11 protein-coding genes, 1 tRNA gene and 2 pseudogenes are annotated in these 21,514 nt (G+C 66.2%); 4 read left to right on the forward strand and 10 right to left on the reverse strand.

Going from position 1 to position 21,514, the window contains the following annotated elements:
• Positions 1 to 32 precede the first annotated feature (32 nt).
• Positions 33 to 1,589, forward strand: coding sequence for an alpha/beta hydrolase (locus ACF089_RS25835; RefSeq protein WP_392030963.1), 1,557 nt, complete (start codon positions 33 to 35; stop codon positions 1,587 to 1,589).
• A 13-nt stretch (positions 1,590 to 1,602) separates the two neighbouring features.
• On the opposite strand, the gene ACF089_RS25840 is transcribed toward ACF089_RS25835, so the two are convergent.
• Positions 1,603 to 3,117, reverse strand: coding sequence for an MFS transporter (locus tag ACF089_RS25840; RefSeq protein WP_392030966.1), 1,515 nt, complete (start codon positions 3,115 to 3,117; stop codon positions 1,603 to 1,605).
• A gap of 216 nt (positions 3,118 to 3,333) precedes the next feature.
• Here ACF089_RS25840 and ACF089_RS25845 point away from each other — a divergent pair.
• Positions 3,334 to 3,407: transfer RNA gene (locus ACF089_RS25845), tRNA-Thr, on the forward strand.
• 382 nt (positions 3,408 to 3,789) lie between these two features.
• Here the strand turns inward: ACF089_RS25845 and ACF089_RS25850 are convergent.
• From ACF089_RS25850 to ACF089_RS25875, 6 genes and pseudogenes are all read right to left on the reverse strand, one after another.
• Positions 3,790 to 3,919, reverse strand: a pseudogene (locus tag ACF089_RS25850) (IS5/IS1182 family transposase); the annotation flags it as partial.
• Between the two features lie 122 nt (positions 3,920 to 4,041).
• Positions 4,042 to 5,643 (reverse strand): protein kinase, encoded by a 1,602-nt coding sequence (locus tag ACF089_RS25855; protein WP_392030969.1) that lies wholly within the window; start codon positions 5,641 to 5,643, stop codon positions 4,042 to 4,044.
• A gap of 63 nt (positions 5,644 to 5,706) precedes the next feature.
• Positions 5,707 to 8,850 carry a type I restriction endonuclease subunit R gene (locus ACF089_RS25860; RefSeq protein ID WP_392030972.1) on the reverse strand — a complete coding sequence of 1,048 codons (3,144 nt, stop codon included), beginning with the start codon at positions 8,848 to 8,850 and terminating at the stop codon, positions 5,707 to 5,709.
• On the reverse strand, positions 8,847 to 10,043 hold the full coding sequence (locus ACF089_RS25865) for a restriction endonuclease subunit S (RefSeq protein ID WP_392030975.1): 1,197 nt from the start codon (positions 10,041 to 10,043) through the stop codon (positions 8,847 to 8,849). The genes ACF089_RS25860 and ACF089_RS25865 overlap by 4 nt, the downstream gene beginning before the upstream one ends.
• Positions 10,044 to 10,096: 53 nt before the next feature.
• Positions 10,097 to 12,052, reverse strand: coding sequence for an N-6 DNA methylase (locus tag ACF089_RS25870; RefSeq protein WP_392030977.1), 1,956 nt, complete (start codon positions 12,050 to 12,052; stop codon positions 10,097 to 10,099).
• A gap of 23 nt (positions 12,053 to 12,075) precedes the next feature.
• Positions 12,076 to 13,836, reverse strand: coding sequence for an N-6 DNA methylase (locus ACF089_RS25875; protein ID WP_392030980.1), 1,761 nt, complete (start codon positions 13,834 to 13,836; stop codon positions 12,076 to 12,078).
• A gap of 713 nt (positions 13,837 to 14,549) precedes the next feature.
• Here ACF089_RS25875 and ACF089_RS25880 point away from each other — a divergent pair.
• Positions 14,550 to 16,331, forward strand: coding sequence for a DUF6119 family protein (locus ACF089_RS25880; protein WP_392030983.1), 1,782 nt, complete (start codon positions 14,550 to 14,552; stop codon positions 16,329 to 16,331).
• Between the two features lie 93 nt (positions 16,332 to 16,424).
• On the opposite strand, the gene ACF089_RS25885 is transcribed toward ACF089_RS25880, so the two are convergent.
• Positions 16,425 to 17,705, reverse strand: coding sequence for a hypothetical protein (locus ACF089_RS25885; RefSeq protein ID WP_392030986.1), 1,281 nt, complete (start codon positions 17,703 to 17,705; stop codon positions 16,425 to 16,427).
• Positions 17,706 to 18,387: 682 nt separating this feature from the next.
• On the opposite strand from ACF089_RS25885, the pseudogene ACF089_RS25890 reads away from it, so the two are divergent.
• A pseudogene (locus ACF089_RS25890) lies at positions 18,388 to 18,609 on the forward strand (hypothetical protein); the annotation flags it as partial.
• A 620-nt stretch (positions 18,610 to 19,229) separates the two neighbouring features.
• On the opposite strand, the gene ACF089_RS25895 reads toward ACF089_RS25890, so the two are convergent.
• Entirely contained in the window at positions 19,230 to 20,759 is a 1,530-nt protein-coding gene (locus ACF089_RS25895; protein WP_392030989.1) for an alpha/beta hydrolase, read from the reverse strand.
• Positions 20,760 to 21,088: 329 nt separating this feature from the next.
• Positions 21,089 to 21,487 (reverse strand): DUF1992 domain-containing protein, encoded by a 399-nt coding sequence (locus tag ACF089_RS25900; protein WP_392030992.1) that lies wholly within the window; start codon positions 21,485 to 21,487, stop codon positions 21,089 to 21,091.
• Between the last annotated feature and the right edge of the window lie 27 nt (positions 21,488 to 21,514).

Genomic DNA, 21,514 nt, shown 5'->3' on the forward strand with positions numbered 1-21,514 from the left:
ATTCCGTACGCATCGTCCCCTACGCTCCGGGGATGGATCCCAGGCGTATGTTCCGCAGTTCCGTCCTCGCGGTGGCCGCAGCGGCCCTGCTGGCCTCCGGCTGCGCGGGCGGCGGACCGTCGTCCAGCGCGTCGGCGTCCACCTCGGGCGGCGCCGGGGCAGCGCCCACCGCCGACACGGCCGAGGAGCTGCGCCCGTACTACGGACAGAAGCTGTCCTGGCGCGACTGCGGGGTCGCCGGCTTCCAGTGCGCCTCGCTCAAGGTCCCGCTGGACTACGCGGAGCCCGGCGGCGACTCCATCGAGCTGGCGGTGGCCCGCAAACGGGCGACCGGCCCCGGCAAGCGGCTCGGCTCCCTGATGGTCAATCCCGGCGGCCCCGGCGGCTCGGCCGTGGGCTATCTCCAGATGTACGCGGGCATCGGCTACCCGGCCCCGGTCCGCGCCCGCTACGACATGGTCGCCGCCGACCCGCGCGGGGTGGCCCGCAGCGAGCCCGTGGAGTGTCTCGGCGGGAAGGAGATGGACGCGTACACCCAGACCGACCAGACGCCGGACGACCCCGCCGAGACCGCCCGTCTCACCGGCTCGTTCCGGGGCTTCGCGAAGGGCTGCGAACAGCGCTCCGGAAAGATCCTGCCGCATGTCTCCACCGTGGAGGCGGCGCGGGACATGGACGTGCTGCGCGCGGTGCTCGGCGACCGGAGACTGACGTACGTGGGGGCCTCGTACGGCACCTTCCTCGGCGCGACCTACGCCGAGCTGTTCCCCGACCGGGCCGGCCGTCTCGTGCTCGACGGCGCGCTGGACCCCGCCCTGCCCGCCCGTGAGGTCAACCGCGATCAGACGGCGGGCTTCGAGACGGCGTTCCAGTCCTTCGCGGCCGACTGCGTCGAGCAGCCCGACTGCCCGCTCGGGACCGTCTCCGCTCGGGACGCCTCCGCCCGGCTCAAGGACTTCTTCGCCGAGGTGGACGCCCGGCCCGTGCCCACGGGCGAGAGCAGGGAGCTGGGCGAGTCCCTGGCGACCACGGGCGTGCTGACGGCGATGTACGACGAGGGCGCGTGGCCGCAGCTGCGCGAGGCGCTGGCCGACGCGATGAAGGGCGACGGCGCGCCCCTGCTGTCGCTGGCGGACAGCTACTACGAGCGGGAGGGCGACGGCTCCTACTCCAATCTGATGTACGCGAACGCGGCCGTGAACTGTCTCGACCTGCCCGCCGCCTTCACCGGCCCCCAGCAGGTGGAGGCCGCGCTCGCGGAGTTCGAGAAGGCATCGCCGGTCTTCGGCCGGGGCTTCGCCTGGGCGGCGCTGAACTGCGCGTACTGGCCCACTCCGGCCACCGGGAAGCCCCATCGGATCGAGGCCGAGGGCGCCGCCCCGATCCTGGTCGTGGGCACCGTCCGGGACCCGGCGACCCCGTACAAGTGGGCGCGCGGGCTGGCCGGCCAGCTCTCCTCCGGCCGGCTGCTGACCTACGACGGCGACGGGCACACGGCGTACGGGCGGGGCAGTGACTGCGTCGACACGGCGATCAACGCCTATCTGCTGGAAGGCACCGTTCCGCCGGAGGGCAAGGTCTGCCGCTGAGGTCCGGCCGCCCTCAGTGGGGGCCGGCGGTGGCGTGGAATCCGCGCGGTACGAGCCATACGACCAGCAGGGTGACGGTCGCGACGATCCCGACCGAGACGAACGCCGTGGTCGTCAGCGCGCTGTCGAAGGCGGCCCGGCCGGCGGCCAGCACCGCGTCGCCCGCGCTGCCGCCCTCGCTGGTCGCCAGCTCGTACGCGCCCCCGATCGACTCGCGCGCCTGCTCCGGCTGTCCGGCCATGCGGTCCGCGTACACCGCGCCGTGGATCGAGCCCAGCAGGGCCACGCCCAGGCCGACGCCCAGCTCGTAGTTGGTCTCCGAGACGGCCCCCGCCTGCCCGGCGCGTTCGGCGGGCACGGAGGAGACCAGCACGGAGGAGGCGGTGGTGATCGCCAGCCCGTCGCCGAGGCCGAGCAGCACGAGAACGACGGCGATGTGCCCGTACGCCGTGGGCTCCGGCGACAGCGCGAGCACCAGGAACCCGGCGACCACCCCGCCCAGCCCCAGCGCCATGATCGATCTGATCCCCAGCCGCTCCATCACCCACGGCGCGAGCAGCGCCCCCACGAGCATGGCGATCGCGGCGGGCAGGGTGCGCAGACCGGCCTGCGAGGGCGAGTAGCCGTGGACGTACTGGAGCCACAGCGAGACCAGGAAGAGCGCCGCGCCGATCGCCAGCATCGCCATCAGGATGACCAGCGCGGCGGCGGTGAAGGTGCGGTTCTTGAAGAGCCGTACGTCGAGCAGCGGATCGCTCAGGGTGAGCTGCCGGCGGGCGAAGAGCGCGAGGATCGCGATCCCGGCCGCCAGGACCAGGACGTCGACCAGGCCGGGGCTGCCCTTGGCCACATGCTTGATGCCCCAGGCCAGCGCCACGATCCCGACGACGGAGAGCACCGCGCCGAGCCGGTCGAGCGGGCCGTGCCCGGCGTCCTTGAACTCGGGCAGCAGCCAGACTCCGGCGACGACGGTGAGGAGGACGACCGGCACATTGATCCAGAAGGCCGCGGCCCAGCCGTACTCCTCCACGAGCACTCCGCCGACCAGCGGTCCGATGGCGGCCCCGGCCCCGGCGACGGCCGCCCAGATCCCGATGGCGAGCGCGCGCTCACGGGCGTCGGTGAAGACGTTCCGGATCAGCGAGAGCGTGGACGGCATCACCATGGCACCGCCGATGCCGAGCAGCACCCGGCCGCCGATCAGCTGCCACGTGGTCTCCGAGGTCGCGGCGACCACCGACGCGAGCCCGAAGATCACGATTCCGCTGATGAAGAGCAGCTTGCGTCCGTAGCGGTCGCCCACCGCCCCGGTGGTGACCAGCAGACCGCCGAGCACGAGTCCGTAGATGTCGATGATCCACAGCTGTTCGACCGCGCTCGGCCGCAGATCGTCGATCAGCGACGGCAGCGCCACATTGAGGATCGTCGCGTCCAGCGCCACCAGCAGCAGACTCGCGCAGAGCACCGCGAGCACCGCCCACCGCTCCCGCCCGCCCCGCTCCTCCTCGTCGACACCTGCGGGGTTCACGGCTCCGCCCACGGCGTGGTCCCTTCGGGGTGAAAGTGGTGTTATGCCTGCTTACACACTTCTGGGCCAGTATTGAGTGCTCTCCCCCGGGGTGTGCAACTCGAGAGCCGAGGTGAGAGGCCTGGAGGTGGTGCGGGGCACCCGCGACAACCCTGTAGACTTGGCGCCGCTGCTGATGCGGGCCTCCCTCTGCGGGGATGGTTGTCTCGGCAGCTTGCCGCCTTAGCTCAGTTGGCCAGAGCAACGCACTCGTAATGCGTAGGTCTCGGGTTCGAATCCCGAAGGCGGCTCTGAAGAACCTCAGGTCAGGCTTCTGGCCTGGGGTTTCTTGTATTCGTAAGCCTTGAAACCGGGCTAATCGGACACCTGCAACCTACGCAGTTCAATGCGTAGGTTGCAGGTGACGCTTTCTCGACCCTGCGGGCGAAGTGGCCTCTGACCTGGTTCTTCTCTGTCTAGGGCAGTTGGTCGGGGCCGTGCAGCGGGTCGCGGTGGACAACCGGTGGACAGGCGCGCTTGGCGCTCCACCAAGGTCTACCGCTGCCGCCCTAATGATGGTGAAGTGTGCCACTCCTCCGGTGAGGGATCGGCGGCGTCGAGACCTGTCCAGTTCTCACAAGCCTCAAGAGCTGGCCTGCCCCGGAGGCGGTTATGTAGCGAGAGACGGTTACGAAACCCGGCGGCGAGCTGGGCGTAGGTGTCACAGCACCGCAGATGAGCCAGAGCGAGCAATGTCTGAGGTGGCGGCGGCAACGTGTCGCCACCGCGTCCCGATCTCCTGCCGCCTCGAGTTCAGTTGTGCTCTTGACGGACACGTGTGATCTCGGTTGAGAGCCCGTCTACCAGGCGTTACGTCCTTCTCCAGGCCTGTCCAACTCTCGTTCAGCCAGGCTGGCTTGGAAACGGCTCACTGTCTGGGGCGGTTCAGTGTTCCCTCCGCATGTGTTCCGAAAGCCGGTGGATTTGTTTGTCCAGGTTACGTACCTGGGTCGAATCGCTACCGAAGGCGGCGGTCAGAAGTGGGCGAACGGCTTCGAGTTCCGCAAGAGCTTCGTCTAGGTGTTCCGAGGCGGCGAGCATCTGGGCGATGACGAAGCGCGACTCGCGGATTTGGTCTGCGGTATCGCGGCTCGCTGAGGCGTCGGCGTTCTGCACGTAGAAGCGGAGTTGGGGCAGCGACCTATCCGGTTTGTCGACCTCCGCATACGCGTGGCCTGCGTGGTAGGCGCAGTCAAGGACGTACGAGTCGGTCGAGGCCAGATGCTTGCGGTAGGCACGACCGACGACCTCGAAAAGCGTGGCGGCACGGGTGTACTCGCCAGCGTAGAAAAGTGCGGCGGCGAGGAAGTGCCGCAGGCGCAGGTCCAGGAACGGATCGTGGGCGGCGCGGGCGACACCGTCCTCGAGCAGCCGGATAGCCTCGGAGGGATGATCGTTGTCTAGCAGTACCCTTACGTTCGCCTGCAGTTCCTCGGCCTCGGCGTCGGTGAGCTTTCCTCGGCTCGTGGGCTGCTCCCGCTGCCTGGCCGGGGCAAGGAGGGGGCGACGGAATGGACGCGTCGGGTCCCGGTTCTCGTCGCCGCCGGCAGTGGAATCGCTTGGAGTCGATGCCAGGGGCAGCAGAGCCTCGTAGACCGCCTCCGCGGAGGGCCTCTCCCGTGGTTCCTTCGCGAGCATTGACGACAGGAGCGCGCTAAGAGCACCTGGTATGTCGGCCCGTTGGCTCTGGACGAAGGGGGCGGGTGTCTGCAGGTGATGGGCCCGCAGCGGCATGCTGTCGGTCCCGTGAAAGGGCACGTCGCCAGTGAGCAGCTCGTAGAGCAAGCAGCCGAGCGAGTAGATGTCCGAGGCGAAGGTCACCGCCTTGCCGAGACACTGCTCAGGCGACATATAGGGCGGGGTCCCGACGGTCTTGTCGATCTGAGTCAGGCGTGGCAGCGCGCCAGCGCCGCGCAGGATGGCAATGCCGAAGTCTAGGACCTTGACCAAGCCCCCGTTGATGAGGATCACGTTGGAGGGCTTGATGTCGCGGTGAACGATGTCAACTCGGTGCACATCGGCTAGTACTGCTGCGATCTGGGCCGCGATTGACGCTGCCCATGCCACGTTCGGCGCTGCGGTGTCGTAATCCGTACGGTCGAGCACCGCTTCCAGCGTCGAGCCGCGCAACAACTGCATGACGAGCCACAGCTGCGCGCTGCCATCGAGGGCGGTTTCAACTCCCGTGTCGTAGACCGCAGGAATCCCGGGATGCTCCAGCTGCGCCGTGGTACGGATCTCGCGTAGGAACCGCTTGCGGTCGCGTTCCAGACCGTCAAGGAGCTCCGCTGCTTCTGGACTGTCCGGCGAAGCCGGGATCGCAGCCGCCGACGATGGGCGAAGCACCTTGATGGCGACGCGTCGGTCCAGCCGTTCGTCATAGCCGTGGAAGACCTCGCTCATGCCACCGCGGCCGATCGAACCGTCCACGCGGTAGCGTCCTGCGAGCAGAGGTCTTTCGGCTGGCTGTTCTGTACCGTCCGTCATGCCCCACTCCTGCCACTGAGTTACGACTCAGCCTGCCCCGCTGCCTGTCTGTTACAGCGATTACTACTCGATCGCCCGGCCTTCGGTTTCACGACGCATCTCACTGCGAAGTTTCGCGAGGGCCTCATCCCGCGCCGGTTCGGTGATGATCCGGTAGGCGCGCTTACGCGCCGCTTCCTTGATCGCCTTTTGGAACTCGTTGTTGTCGAAGTACAACTTCATGAAGTCGGTGTTGCGTTCGGCGTTCTCCGCGACGATGTCGTCGAGGCGGTCGTCGGCGACCTGCCCGAAGCGGGCCTCGTCGTTCATGAGCGCGATCTGCTGCATCGAGGTGTCCTCGACCAGGCCGACGACCTGCTGGTAGACCAGAATCTGGTCAGAGGTGCTCAGGTCGAGTCCGAAACGTTCGTTGAGCTGCTCGATGACCTCGGAGAGGGGCTTCACATCAGGTTCCCGATAGCCTCCGCCGTCGGAGGCGTGCCCCCGGACGTCGCGGTCGCCAACGGTGGAGAGTGACACGTTGTGCCGTCCGGTGAACTCCAGGCGAAAGTGGCTCAGGTCGGCGTCACCTATGTCGACCGACGTGGAAGGGCGACCCGGCAGGCGGATGAGCAGGATCCTGCCGTACTGGTAAAGGCGTTCAAGATCCCGGTCGCCCCAGTCGACGATCTGGGCGATGAGGCTATAGGCGCGTACGTAGTCCTGCAGCGCCCCCCGGAAGCCTTCGCGTTCGTCGTCTGTTTCCAGGGCGTTGAAGCGGTCCAAGGCGGGCTTGAGGTACTCGTGGAGTTCGGCGTGGAGCTTGCGCTCGGCGGCGTCCGGCATTCGGCCGGGGCCTGCTGCGGACAATACGCGGATGAAGGCTTCCATCTCCGATGCGGCGAGGAGGCCGTACCCCATTACCTCGTGCTGCTTGGTGTAAAGGAGGTTCGGGTCACTCGGCTCGGTGATGGTCGTCTCGAACCAGTCCTCAAAGGCGGCCTGGATGTCGGCGGCCTCGTTGACGAAGTCGAGGATATGCACGTCATCCTGCGACTTGAGCGGGTGGATGCGGTTGAGCCGGGATAGTGTCTGCACGGCCGCGACACCGGTCAGCGGTTTGTCGACGTACATCGCGCACAACAGCGGCTGGTCGAAGCCGGTCTGGTACTTCTCCGCGACGACCAGAAGCCGGTACTCCTCCTGGGCGCGCGCGACGGCCTGCGGATCGTCCGCCTTGGTGTAGCCGAGCCTATCCGGCAACTGTCCCTCGGGGAAACCGTTGAGTTGGGCCTCCGTGAACTCAAGGCCGGCGTCGTCTTTGAGCTGACCGGAGAACGCGACGAGGGCGCCGCAGTCCTTGTACCCGCGCAGGGTGACGTATGCGCGGATCGCCTGGTAGAGGTCGAGTGCATGCTGACGGCTGCTGGTGACGACCATGGCCTTGGCCCGGCCACCGAGCCGCCCGGTGATGTTCTCCCGGAAATCGTCGACGATCAGTCGCGCCTTCTGTTCTAGGGACTTGGGGTGCTGCTCTGCGTAGCGGACGAGTTTGACCGTGGTTTTCCTCTCATCGACATCAGGATTCGAGATGGCCGACTCGGCCTGCTCGACGGCGGCGTTACGCAGGCGCCACTTTGTGTTGTACGTGATGTAGTTGGCGAGCACGTCGAGGATGTAGCCCTCGTCGATCGCCTGTCGCATCGAGTAGATGTGGAACGGCACGTACATGCCCTGCTCGCCGGTGCGCTGATTCGCCCGGTCCGGGTCGAAGGTGCCGAAAAGCTTAAGGGTGGGCGACTTCGGGGTGGCGGTGAAGGCGAAGTAGGACAGGTTTGGCTGCTTGCCGCGTACCCGTGTCATGTACTCCACGGGGTCCTCATTCTCCTCGCGAGCGGGAACATTCGAACCGAGCGCTTGCTTGATCTTGATCGCCGATTCGCTGCCCTGCGAGGAGTGAGCCTCGTCGATGATGACCGCGTAGCGCTTGCCGGACAGACCCATGTCGGCGATCTTCTTCAGCACGAAGGGGTACATCTGCAACGTGCTGATGACAATCTTCGATGTGGAGTCATCCAGGGAGCTCGCGAGTTGAGATGAGTCCTCGTCGATCTTCTTGACCACACCGGGGGTGTGGTCAAACTGGAAGATGGTCTTCTGAAGCTGCCGGTCGAGGACCACCCGGTCGGTGATCACGATGATCTTGTTGAAGACGGGCTGATTGGCAGCGTCGAATAGGGTGGACAGGCGGTGCGCCAGCCACGCGATCGTGTTCGACTTGCCGGAGCCGGCCGAGTGCTGGATCAGGTAGTTGTGCCCAGCCCCGTGCCCCCGTGCGTGGGTGACCATCTTCTGTACGGCGTCCCACTGGTGATAGCGCGGGAAGATGCGGGGCGAGGTGTGCGGGTTGTCTTTCGCGCCCTTCTTGTCCGGGGCTTTGACGTGGATGAAGCGGTGCAGGATCTCCAGCCAGTTGTCGCGCTGCCAGATCTGCTCCCATAGATAGGCGACGCTGTACGAGCCGGGGGCGGCGGCCGGGTTTCCGGCTCCGCCCGACATACCGGGGCCGTTCGAGCCGACGTTGAACGGCAGGAACTGCGTCTCGGCACCATGTAGCCGCGTGGTGATGAATGCGCGGTCGGGGTCCACGGCGAAGTGAACCAGGGCCCGCTTGGCGAAGAACAGGTCGTTCGGGTCGCGGTCGCGGCGGTACTGCGCGACGGCATGATCGGCGTTCTGGTGCGTGTTCGGGTTCTTCAATTCGACGGTGGCGACTGGAAGTCCGTTGACGAAGAGCGCCATGTCGAGGGTTCGGCGGGGGTGGCGGCTGCTGTAGTGCAGTTGCCGCGCGACTGTCAGAACGTTCGCGTTGTACTCGGCGAGTGCGTCCACGGCCAGGGTGTGGCCGGGACGGAAGTACACCAGGTCGATCTGCACGCCCCGGTCGCGTACGCCCTGACGCAGGACATCCAAGACGCCGCGTGCGTCGATCTCGGCGGCGACGCGCTCCGCGAACTGGCGCTGGGCGGCGTTCCTACCGCCGTAAAAGCCGACGAGCCGCTCCCAGGTATTTCCCTGCGTGGCACCGATGAAGCGATACATTTCACCGGTGTCGATACCGAGCTCGACGTTGAATGTGCCTTGAGTCCGGCACCAGCCGCGCGCGAGGAGCTCGGCTTCGACGTTGGCCTCGAAGGCGTCTTCGGAGTTGGCTCCACGGCTACTCATGCGACGCCTCCGAAGGTGGCCGAGTGGCGGACAGCGCTGACGTCGAACTCGCCGGCGACAGCGGCGGTGACGAGGGCCTGACGACGCTCGGCGAGTACGGAGAGTTGACTCTCCAGCAATTGCTGTGCTGCTTGCGTGGCACGTTGCTGTGATTGGAGTTCATCCACGATGTGACCCTGCTTTGCCAGCGGTACGTCTGGCAGGGGCAAGTTGGTGACTGTCGCGGTGGGTAGATTGTTTGCCATGCCGTCGGCACCTGAGATGCCGAGTTTGATTTCCTCGCGAACACGATATGTTCTGAGCATTAGTGCAACGAAGTTGGAGTTCATCCGCGTGCGATCCATGCGCAGGCGATAGATTTTGTCGCACAGTAGCAAATTAGGAGGCGATCCTTCGGGGAGGACTCCGATGCTGCCGATCAATTCGACCGACCCGCTAGCCCGAGACATTAGGAGGTCCCCAACTCGAAGTCGATATCGAAAATCGGGGGAAATCGATGCCGGCAACGTTTTGTGTTGCTTCTCGTCAAATGTTCCACCGTTAACGCATCCTGCCTTAACAACCCCCCACTCGCCTTCTTCTGTGAGGCGATCCTCACACTGAGGTGACCATCCTTGCTCGATCTTCTGTAGAACGTGGCGAACTTTTACCGTTCCATGCTTATCCTCCAGTTCGCTGGCAGTCCGAGAGAGAGCGTTCAGCATTCGCTCCCCGATTGACTCCAGTTGGGAAGTTTTAAGCTTAATCAAATGGTCGATCCGGGCCGTCTCGACGTCGAGGAAGTCAGTGATACGGCACTGCTCGTCCAGCGGGGGGAGGTCGATTTTGAGATGAGTAACATCTTCTGGCGCTACTCGCTGGTGGCTACGCGTCACCGATTGGACCTGGGCGTTAAGGGCTTGGCGAGTTGACTCCGCTTGGAGCGTGTACGCGAGAAATTTGGAGCCGATGCCTGAATTTGCTTGCAGGGCAACGAATTCAGTAGAGGAAACCACTGGAAAGTCATGTCTCGCTACGTGGACAACCCTGCTCTTGCGTGGATTCAGCTTACTGATTAGCACCTCGCCGCCGCGAAGTTGCAACTTTGCAGACTGAATGGACGCTGTTTCCTCGATCTGGCCAGCTCCGTGCTGATCGATTGCGGGGATGCTGTAGTGTACGACGTTGTCGCCAAGGATGGACGGATCGATCACCTCGCGTCGGACTGTAGCCAGAGACCAAAGTGGACGCTTCTTCCAGGCATTATTCATCCCGTCACCTCGCCCAAGAGCTTCTGGATCTGTGCCTCAAGCTCGCGCAGTTCTGCATCGATCTCCACAAGTGGCCTCGGCGGTGTGTATACGTAGAAGTGTCGTGTGAAGGGGATCTCGTAGCCGACCTTCGTCTTCTCTTGATCGATCCAGGCATCAGGGGCATGCGGGGTGACTTCACGGGCGAAGTACTCCTCGATGTCCTCGTCGAGGGGAATGTTCTCGTAATCGCGCAGGTCCGGGTCCGGGAGGGTCGTTTCGATGCCGGCCTTCTTGGTCTTCTGGACCTCACCTTCGGGATCGGAGACGGAGACCGCACTCCAGACGCCCTTGAGGAGCGCCGCCGTGGCTGGCCACTGTGCGCCATCGGCCGCGATAGCCGAGTGCATGGCATCTCGCGCCTCCTGCCTGGTCCACCACACTGAGCCGGTCAGGCCACGCAGCGCCTCGACCATCGCTTCGCGGCCCTCCCACTTGGCCAGGGCCTTCACGTTCTCCAGTACGGAGAGGGTGTCATCCGTGATCTCGAAGCGCAGCTTCAGGGGGCGCTCCACGGAGATGCGGTGGTAGCCGAAGTCACGAGTCCTGAAGACCTTGATCTTGGCCTGGTCCGGGTGGTTCTCGTCCACCGCGCCGTTAAGGGCGTCGACATACAGCTCGGTGATGTGCTTGATCTGTTCGTCGTTAATCCGTTTGCGCTTGTCGCCGAAGGACTTGGGCATCTTCTCCCACTGATCACGGGCGTCGAGCAGCGCCACCCTGCCGCGCAGCTTCTCTGCCTTACGGTTGGAGAGGATCCAGAAGTAGGTGGAGATACCGGTGTTGTAGAAAAGCTGGTCCGGGAGGGCCACGATGCCCTCAAGCCAGTCGTTCTCCAGAATCCACTGCCGGATCTTCGATTCGCCGGACTCGGCCGCTCCCGTGAAGAGCGGCGAGCCGTTGAAGACGATGCCCAGGCGGGTCCCCTTGCCCTCGACGGGTTCCATCTTCGAGAGCAAGTGTTGGAGGAAGAGGAATGATCCGTCGTTGATGCGCGGTGTACCCGCACCGAAGCGGCCCGCGTGGCCGATCTCGGTCTCGGCCTCGACCTCGTCCTTGACCTTCTTCCACTCCACTCCGAACGGCGGGTTGGCTAGCATGTAGTCGAACTTCTGGTCCGGGTAGCCGTCGTCGCTGAAGGAGTTCCCGAAGTAGATGCGGCCGGGCTGGTTGCGCATGAGCATGTCTGCCTGGCAGATGGCCCAGGACTCCGCGTTGAGTTCCTGCCCGAAGAGGTAGACCTTGGTCTTCGGGTTGATCGACTTGATGTGGTCCTCGGCCGCGGTGAGCATGCCGCCGGTGCCGCAGGCCGGGTCGAGGATGTTGATGACCTGACCCTCGCCGGCGATGGTCTCGGCGTCCGGGGCGATGAGTAGGTTGACCATCAGCTTGATGACTTCGCGCGGAGTGAAATGCTCACCAGCGGTCTCGTTGGAGTCTTCGGCGAACTTGCGGATCAAGTGCTCGAAGACGTAGCCCATGTCGTGGTTGGAGAGCTTGTCGAGGTCGCGCATCGTGTTGAACTTGCCGACGACCTTGTACAGGATCTTCGCACCCGCGAGCCTGGTGATTTCGTTGTCCAGGTCAAAGCGGGACAGGATCTTCCGAACGTTCGGGGAGAAGCCGTTGATGTAGTCACGGAGGTTCTTCGCGACGTTCGGGGCGTCCGAGGCGATCGAGGCGAAGTCCTGATCGGAGGTGTTGTAGAAGGGCAGCTTGGCCGCGAGCTCAAGTAGCCGGTCCTTGTTCTGGACCTCCAGCGACGCGTTGCGGGCTCGCACCGCCTCGCGGGTTGGCACCATCACCGCGTCGAGGCGACGCAGCAACGTGAACGGCAGGATCACCTGCCCGTACTCATGGCGCTTGTAGTCGCCGCGCAGCAAGTCGGCGACCGACCAGATGTCGTTCGCCATCTTGGTGTGCGTGGGTGCTGAGGTCACAGCGCTCTCTTCTCGTCGTCAGCCGGCTCGGCTTCATCAATGTGCTGCGAGGTCGTGAACTCCGGTGCCAGAACACCGGTGGTCAGTCCGTGGATGGTCTGCTCGATGACGTGCGTGCTCGCTTTCGCGAGCGTGGTGAGTACGTCTTCGAGCTGCTGGAGGTGGCGGAATGCGTCTCCGTAACGGCGTTGGTCGAAGAGGGACATACGAGGAACACGGCAGCGGCGCAGGTCCTCACGGCTGAGTACGCCGAGGGTGTTGGACACCGGCAGAGCGTTGGCGTCGATGCGCAGGAACGTAGCGAGGAAATGTGTGTCCAGCCGGGTGTCGTCGATCTCGACGACCTGTGCGATGCCGATATCGTCCTCGACGCTGCCGCTGGCGACGACAGGCGGGCGGCCGTGCATCCGAAGAAGTAGATCGCCTGCGTGCGGGGTGGTCTCGCGGGAACGGATTCTCAGGGCGCCTGCACGTTCCAGCTCGCCGAAGGTCACGTATACGTGGTGCGCCGGCTTCGGCGGCGCGGCGAAGCGCGGAAGACCTTGGCCGAGGCTCGTGTACATGATCCGTAGCCGGTCGGTGACTCGGCGGAAGTCCTCGGGGCTCGCCTCGGTAGGAGAACTGATGTACCGGGAGGGCAGCAGGCTGGCGTCGCCGTCGAGGATCTCTCGGCGTGGAACGGCGCGGAACATCGTCGGGTGGGCATCAGAGAAGAGACGTTGCCAGGCGGCGAACTCCTGCGGTACATCGGCCGCGTCGCCCAGTCCCGAGAGATCGACCATGCGCACCGTCTCCGTGGCGACAGCGTCGTAGGGGCGTTGCAGTACCCATAGACAGAGCCCGGTGTCGGATGCCGATCCCATTCCCTTCGGCAGCGCGATCACATCGCGCAGGGCTCCGGAACGCGTCAGCTCAGCACGAATGTGTTCCCCGGAGGGCTGAAGGCTAGTACGGGGCGTTACGGCGACCACGGCCAGGCCGCGAGGCCGTAGATGGGCGTAGCAATGCTGGACCCAGGCCAGTTCGCTGTCACGAGGAGCAGGGACACCGAATTCCCAGCGTGGATCATCGGCCAGCTCGTCGGCCGGCCACCGGGGGAGGTCGAAGGGAGGCTCGCAGACCACTGCAGCCGCCTTGCCCAGGTAGGCGTCGAGCTGATTGTCCAGAAAGGAGTCGCCGGTGCGGATCTCGTACGGTGCCCCGTGTGCGTTGTTGCGCAGATTGCGGGCGGCGGCGGAGGCGGCTGACTCCTCGATTTCCTGGCCGACAAGATTGACGGCATCCCCGAAGCGGTCCGCGACGGCCAGCAGCAAAGTGGCGTCGGAACAGGCTGGGTCGAGTACCGCAGGTTCGTCCGTGAAACCGACCTCGATCGGTCGTGGCGTTAGGGTCGTGCGTGGCAGCAGCGCTGCCATCACCCTGGCCAGCAACTGCCCGGAGTCCAGGTTCGCGATTCCCAGCCCCGCTTCTGCCGCCGGCAGCTGGTCGGCGTATGGAACAGGGTACGGCGCTTCCTGGCCCACGCGGTGGGTGCCGGTTTCAGTGCGGCCGGCCGTCGACAGCTGATCGCCCTTGCCGGTGGCTTCCAGCCACGCCTCGACCTCGGTCCGGGAGAACGTCGGCCTGCGCTCGTCACCGCCCACAGGCTGCGGGAACGCGGGGTAGCGACGGCGCCAGTTGGACACGGCGGCACGGCCGACACCCGCCAGCCTGGCGATCGCGGCGGCGGTCATCTCCTCGGACTCGGCTGGGGTCATGACAGTGACCATATCGGGCAGATCCCACCTCCGGCAAGCCCTTGTGTACACCTAAGGCCTCCGTCAACGAATTGCTGTGAACATCGACGACCTTCGTCAACATGCTTGCCTTCCGTCGTCCGGTGTGGCTACGGTTCCTTCCGGTGAGAGCCCTTGGTCCGCCGCCTGCACCCGTCACGCCATCACAGCCCCGCACGCCCCAGTTGTGCCATGGCCTCCTGGGCCGGACGCGGCAAGCCCGCTAACGGAACCGACGTTCCACAGATCGAGCAGATCCCCCGCCCTGAACACGGAGGAATACCGGTGCACCACCAGCGCAAGGTCCGCACGAGCAGGCGGGAACTCCGTCCCTGCCGCCCCGAGCGGCAGACCTCCTGCGGCAAGACCAGGTTTGTCGACCGCATTGCGGCCGATCTCACGCTCGCCGGGATCCGCGCCCGCGGCCGTGCCAGGGGGAAGGACCCCATCCGCTCGTACCTCTGCCCGAGGTGCCACGGCTGGCACTTGACCTCTGCCCCGGCCCGCCGTGTACACGGTGGGCCCCAGATGACGACCCGCCGTCACTAACCGGCCGGAACCAGGTGCCGACGGTTCGAAGGGCACAACTGAACCGTCGGCACCTGCCGTACGCGGTCAGGCCGCTTCGCCGGCCAAGCGAGCTGTATGTGCACCAGAACGTCTCCCTGCCACAACCAGCGAAGACGAGGACTCCCGTGACCCTTGAAGTCTCCCGCACTGTGACCCGCCCTCCTACGGCGAAGAAGGCACCGACCACCCGGAAGAGCTCGCTGCACCGGTTGCGCGCCAAGGGGCCCGATCGAGGCGAGGACCTCAGTGCCTTCGTGCTTCCGCGCTACCTGGACCGCGAAGGCTTCACGAGCCGTCCGGTCAACAAGGACGGCCTCGTCGGCCTGCTCGTCACCGGCACGATCGCCCCGGGCCGGGCCGACTGGTGTGACCCGCTCAGCATCCTGACGGGGCACCCCGTCGCGGAGGAGAACCGGACCTCGCTCGCCCTCTTCCTGGTCCGGACCGAGAACTCGGTGTACGGCATCACCTACGGCATGGGGCACCTGATGATCGACCCGGTCCGGATCGACCCCGGGTTCGGCATCGAGTTCGCCGTCCGCTGCCTGAAGGAGGACCGCATCACCAAGGTCCGCCGACAGGTCATGGACGCCCGTGGCCGCACCGACGAGAACTCCGCCACCAGCGGTGAGCACATCCGAGGCTTCGGCATCGAACAGTTCGGCGAGATCGTCAGCCAGATCTCCGGACAGATCGAGAACGTCCCCCTCACCTTCACTGCAGGGAGTAAGCGGCCGGCCCACGTCACTGGCAACGACAGGTCGATCAAGATACATCTTGGCAACTCGCCCGCCGCCCTCCTCCGTGACCTCCAGGAGATCGAAGAGGTGTGCGCGCGGCCCAACCCGCTGCCCGAGTTCGAGTTCATCGCCCAGGTCCGACCGCTCAGCCCGAAGAGCGAACAGGCGCAGAAGCTTGACGTGCGCCTCGACGCCATGCTTGGCGAGGGGCAGACGAGCCGCATGGCGCTTGCTGTGCCCAGCGTGTGCAGGGAACATTTCGAGTTCGCCGAGTCCTTCAAGGTGACGCTCGCCGGTCATGCCGGGCAGCACGCCGAGCTTGACGTCGACCAGCTCGTTGCCGCTGTCCAGCGTCGCCCGGAGGGAGGCCGCCTGCGTGCGCTGCGCGAGGGCCGTATCCAGATGTTCTCCAGCACCGACGACTCCGAAGCGAACAGCGGCAAGGTTCCTGTCGACCACTGGTTCACTGCAGAAGTCCCGGACGGGGTTGCGCACTACTTCTACTGGCAGGGCAAGTGGTACGAGATCGGAGCCGAGTACCTCACCGTTGTCGAGCAGCGGGTCGCCGATCTCCTCGCCCAGCCTGCCAGCGTCACCATGCCGCCCTGGACCGTCGAGATGTGCGAGACGGGCGAAAGGTGTGGGGTTCCCCAGGGGCACAAGAGGCACAACGTGCATGACGAGGACTGGTACAACAAGGAGGTTGCCGCGCAGGATCGGTATGTACTGCTCGACAAGAACAACGTACACACAGAGCGCCTGCGGGGAGGCGGCCTGGAGATCGCTGATGCTCTCGGGCCGCAGGGTCAGTTCATCTGCGTCAAGAAGGCAGCATCCAGTACCGCCCCGTTGAACCACCTCTTCGCTCAGGGGCGCGCCGGGATCGAGACGGTGCGTTTCGACCTTCAGGCCCGGAAGGACTTCCTCTCGAAGGTGGACAAGCTCTCGCCCAGGCACGCGCTGGACAGGTCGTTCAGTTCACCGACGCTCGTCTTCGGGATCCTGCTCAAGAATGGGGCAGAACTGACTCCGGACTCGTTGTTCGCCTTTGCCAAGATCTCCCTCCTGCATACGGCGACGGCGCTCGAGGGGATGGGAGCTCGCCTCGAAGTCGTCTCGATCTCGCGGACGGCAGAGACTGGGATGGCCCGCGCAACCACGGGCTGAAGCGTACGGTCCACGCCGCCCGAAGCGGGTCCGGCCCCTGGTCCCGGCGTCCGCTCGTGTGAGGGACGTCGAGCGGCTGGGCACGGATCGCAATCAGTCGCGAGCCATGTCCCGCGATCGCTGACCGATCGACATCTCGAAGTCCTCCAGGCGTGGGAAGAGTAGGTCAGTGCCACGCGCGTTGCCGTTGAACAACAAGCCGGTCTTCGCATCCCACTGGAACGCGAGCGCCTTGGCCTTGTCCGCGAACTGGCTCGCTGGCCGCGTCAGTCCACTACGAGTCAGGACGAGGAGCTGCTTCTCCTCGGCCGCGGCGACGCCATTCAGCCGTTGCACCTCCGAAATAGACATGCTTCGGGCGGAGTTGTGCCAGGCGATGTGGCGCGAATGTGAGACAAGCGGAGAACTGGAATCGCCCCATTCGACGTCAGCGAGGCCGAATGCCCGGAGCTGGCTCTCTATCCGGCGTACGAGGAGGTCTGGGGGAAGTTCCTGCGGGGTGGCCCGCTCGCCCGCGGAATGGCTGGTTGGCAGGAGTTCTTCCAGCAGGTCAGGGGTGCGCACGCAATCAGGGGCAGCGCGGAACGGAGGAGCGTCAACCGGACTCCACGGGTCGTGGCACTCCCAGCTCGACTCCCTGGTGAGCTCACACGCCAAGTAGGCAATCGCCTTGGGCGATACGTCGACGAGGTCGGCGACATCGGGGAGCTTGCCGATACCCTGAGGATCGCCGGCGCCCAGAGGGTCTGCGAGCCGAGCCCACTGCCGTTCACGCGAATCGTAGATGTCAGCCCGCCAGCCGAGGGTCTTGTGGTGGGAGGCGCGGTAGGCGAAGTCGCCGTAGGTGGCGTCGAGGTAGGACCGTGTCCCGGTCCTGGCGATCCCTACTCTCGGATCCCACCATCCATCGGCGTGGTGGTAGAGGAAATAGTGATTCTTGCCCACAACGTTGTGCACCACCGCGCCATTGGCGGTCAACTGGTCGGCCAGCTGGACGATCGGCGTGACTTCCGCTTCTCCCCACCTCCAGGGGGACGCGACAGAGCGTCCCTGGACGTGCGCAGATGCGGCGGCGTGCAGGGTATCCACCAGGTTCTCGTCAGACATCCCGTTGAGGGGCAGGATGATCGGCCGACTGCTGATGCCCGGGGCTGTCACGGCCCAGACGTGGATCCCCCCGATCTTCGTGATGGCGAGGAGAGCGCCTTGAGTGTCTCCCAGGTCGATCTTGACGTAATGAGGTGGGATGTCTGGGACCGAGACCGTCGACGCGAGGTCAGGGTGTCGCACTCTGAGGAGGTCGGCCAGGCTCCTGAACTTCAAGTACATGCCGAATGAGGCGACTACGTCGCCGGGCGGGAACTGCAAGGACATCCCCCGGGAGATTCGCAACCACGTTGATTCGTACGGAGATCATGTCACGAGGGCCCTCATGGGGCCCGGGGCAAGGAGATGACTTGTGGGTGCATCGTCGTGCTGATCGCCCATCCCGCGAGAGAACGACGGGCCACCCGTACAACTCTTGGTCCCAGCGACCACCGACAGCGCCGGGTACTCGCGGGAGCGGCTGATCGAACTTGCCGCCGGCGGGACACAGACTTCGACAGGGCCGTTCTGGCTCAGATGCTGGCCGGTAGCGGTAGATTCAGCCATCAGCTGTTCCTGGCATACGGGGTGGATCAGGTCCGGGTTGACGGCGTCCGCGCGCAGTTCGAGGTCTGGCGACAATCACTTCTGAGCCCGGACTCGGAGGGCGCGCGTGCGGCAGGGTCCCGTGCTTCATCCCCCACAGCGATCAGGGCCCACCCGGATTCAACAGCGCGTTCCGGTCCAGTCCCCCCGGTGGCTTGCGCGTCCAGCCGGGGCTCCTCCGAGCCTTGGGGCCCCGGCGTCGCTGGGTCTGCTTTGCGGCAGACGATCACAATCAGTTGCGACCACTCGTACGGGTGAATCTCTTGTTCTGGGAGGTTCTTTCCGAGTGCCTATGGATGACGCTGGTGATCGGCCAGGGGGTGTAAGAGGCTGCGGTGTCGATACGTGTCATGGGGAGGGTGCGGTGACAGAGCGACTCGGGGCGATCGGTGGTGCGGCCCTCACCCGTGAGGACCTGGTGGCCTTGCCACCCACGGTGGATCTACAGACAGCGAACAGAGTCCTCTCAATAGGGAGATCTACCGGCTACGGTCTGGCGAAGCGGGGTGAGTATCCGTGCAAGGTGCTGAAACTCGGCAACGCCTACCGGGTAGTGACCGCCGACCTCCAGCGTTTGGTGGGAGTCGAAGACACACCGCAGGAACCGGCGCTCACGGCACCGCCGTCGGACCGGGGGAAGGCCGCCAGCGGGCATGAAACAAAAACACGACGTTGCTGCTGTCACTGCAGTTGCTGTTCCCTGCGGGACGCGTAGGGGTGCCGCGCCCTCAGTGCTGCCTTGTAGGTTTGCAACAGCCAGTGCGGCGATCAGGCGGAAGGCAGCACCACACGTAGCCGAGACGCTTATGGCGGGCCGCCCAGTGGTCGGAGTCAGCCTTGCCGGTGGACGGCCGGTGGACAGACGCCTTTGGACGGTGCGACACGAAGTGGTGCGGGGCAACCTGCCGCACGTGCTCTGACCAGCTCAAATGCTACGCCGCAGCACGGTCCGGCAGTGGGCAGCATAAACCTTTTCGGTCTCGTAACGCGTAGGTCTCGGGTTCGAATCCCGAAGGCGGCTCTGAAGAACCTCAGGACTCACTCGCCGTGACCTGGGGTTTTTCGCATTTCTGGGGCGGTCGGGGTGGAGTCCGGCGGCCGCCGGACCTCGCTGCGTGCCCGTTGCGTGCCCATGGTGTCGGGCTTGGTGTCGGGCTTCGGAGGTCCGCCCGGCCCCGGGTGGGGGCCGGGCGGGGAGTTGTGGGGTCAGGGGGTGGGGTGGGTGAGGTAGGTGTCGATGAGGTGGCGGGGGTTGGTGGGGGTGCCGGGGCGGTAGAGCCAGTGGCCGGCGAAGTCGACGGTGTGGAGGGTGGCGTTCGGGAAGGCGCGGGCCATGCGGCGGGCGCCGGGGAGCGGGGTGGCCAGGTCGTGGGTGGCGTTGACCACGAGGACGGGCGGGAGGTCGCCCCGGGCCTGGGCGGGGCGGGGCTTGGGCGGCATGGTCCAGCCCTGGCAGGCGAGGACGGTGTCCAGGGCCTGGGCGTTGTAGCGGATGTGCGGGGCGGCCTCGGCGACCCGGTCGCGGATGGCCCGGTAGTGGGCGAAGTCGCGGATCCGGAAGTCGTAGTCCCGGCACAGCACGAGCCGTGAGCTGAGGTCGGCGCCGACCGGGGCCCAGTTGACCTCGCCCTTGCCGCTGTCCAGCGCGGCCAGCTGCTTCGCCGCGCTCTCCGGGCTCCACTTGCCGAGGGCGAAGGTGAGCAGGTCGGACAGCCGGTCGGCGCCGACCTTCTTCCGCGTCGGTCCGTTCGGGCCCGGCTCGCGGAGCGTGCCCGCGTCGGCGCGGGCGAACAGCGAGTCGGTGACGGCGGTCACGTCCTTGCCCTTCAGCGCGCAGGCCGCGTCCTTCTCGCACCAGTCCGCGAGCCGCTTGAGGGTGCCGTCGGTGGTGAGGCTCCCGTCCGTGAGATAGCGCTCGGCGTTCGGCCGGTCCGGGTCCATCGCGCTGTCCAGGGCCAGCGCGCGGAGCCTGTCCGGGAAGAGGCGGGCGTAACGCTCGCCGAGGAACGTCCCGTACGAGTGGCCGATGAAACTGATCCTGCGCTCGCCGAGGGCGGCGCGGATCGCGTCCATGTCACGGGCCACGCTCTCGCCGTCCATATGGGCGGCGAGCGGGCCGGTCCGCCGCAGACAGCTGTCCGCCAGCCGACCGGTCAGCGTGCGCAGCCGCTCGAACTCGGCCGCGTTCCGGGGGCGTTTCGGGATCGCGTCGGCGATCGTCTCGTCGCAGACCGCGCCCTGGCTGCGGCCGATGCCGCGCGGGTCGAAGCCGACGATGTCGAAGCGCCCCCGCATGTCCGAGTCGTAGCCGTCGTAGGGGTCGTCGGCGTACAGCGCGTCATCGGCCCCCGGCGCCCCGGGCCCGCCCGGGTTCGACATCAGCACGCCGATCCGGCGCGCGGGGTCGGCGGCCCGCTGGCGGGCGACGAAGAGCCCGATCTTCGGACCCTTCGGCTTCGACCAGTCCACCGGCACCTCGACCGTCGCGCACTCGGCCTTCGGGCTGGGGTCGGGATAGGGCGGGTCCCCCTTGGGGCAGGCGCCCCAGCTGATCGACGGGGGAGGGGTGCTCGCTCCGGCCGGCTCCTGGGTCGCCGTCGAGGCGGGCGATTTCGCGGGGATCGCCGAGGCCGCCGATGCGGGGACGGCCAGGGTCGCGGCGGAGGCGGACAGGGCCAGGAGTACGGAGAGGGCCCGCCGTCTCGGGTTCGGCTTCGGGCCCGTGTTCCTGTGCATGATCGTATTCACGCGCGCCACTGTCGTGGGGCCGCATGACGGCCTTCGCATCGGCGGGTGATGGGAACGTAACAACGGGGGAAGGGGGCCTTCGGGGCGGTACGGGGGAGTCCCCGCCGGACGGGGACGCCTCCCGTCGGTCGTCCTGCCCTCGCAAGCGGGCTGCGGCTGCCGGCGCTGCGAGGACCCGGGGGCGCAGGCGGAGTGCCCGCCGCGCCGGGGTGTTCCCTCGTACGAGGACCCCCTGGGCGGAGCGCCCTCCGTCGTGCGGCCTCCCGCCCGACCAGGATGCCCCGCACGACGGAACACCCCTCGTGCGAGACCGCCCGTCAGCCCCGCAGCCCCCTCCACTCGCGCAGGACCTCGTTCACGTCCAGGCGTCGGACGCCCAGCGGCGGGCCCGGGGGCGGCCGGAGGAGAAGGCTGGTGATCTTCTCGTTCAGGAGGTCCACCCGGCGGCGGACCTCCGCCTCGGTCGTGAGGCCCGGGAGGGACGCGGGCAGGTCCTCGACCTCCTTGCGGCACTCGATGACGGGGGACAGCCGCGCGATTCCCTCGCGGGCCATCTTCTTCTTGATCCACCACAGGTCGTCGTAGGGGGCGGTGTCGTCCGGCAGGGGCTTCCCGAAGCCGGGGAGGTCCGCGAACTCGCTCCGCTTCTCCGCCTCGCGGATCTGGTGATCGACCCAGCCCTCGAAGGAGGCGCCGGGAGGCTTCCGCTGCGTCATGACAACCATGATGTCAAACCGCCCCGA

Source organism: Streptomyces sp. NPDC014894 (genome assembly GCF_043080985.1).
Taxonomy (GTDB): domain Bacteria; phylum Actinomycetota; class Actinomycetes; order Streptomycetales; family Streptomycetaceae; genus Streptomyces.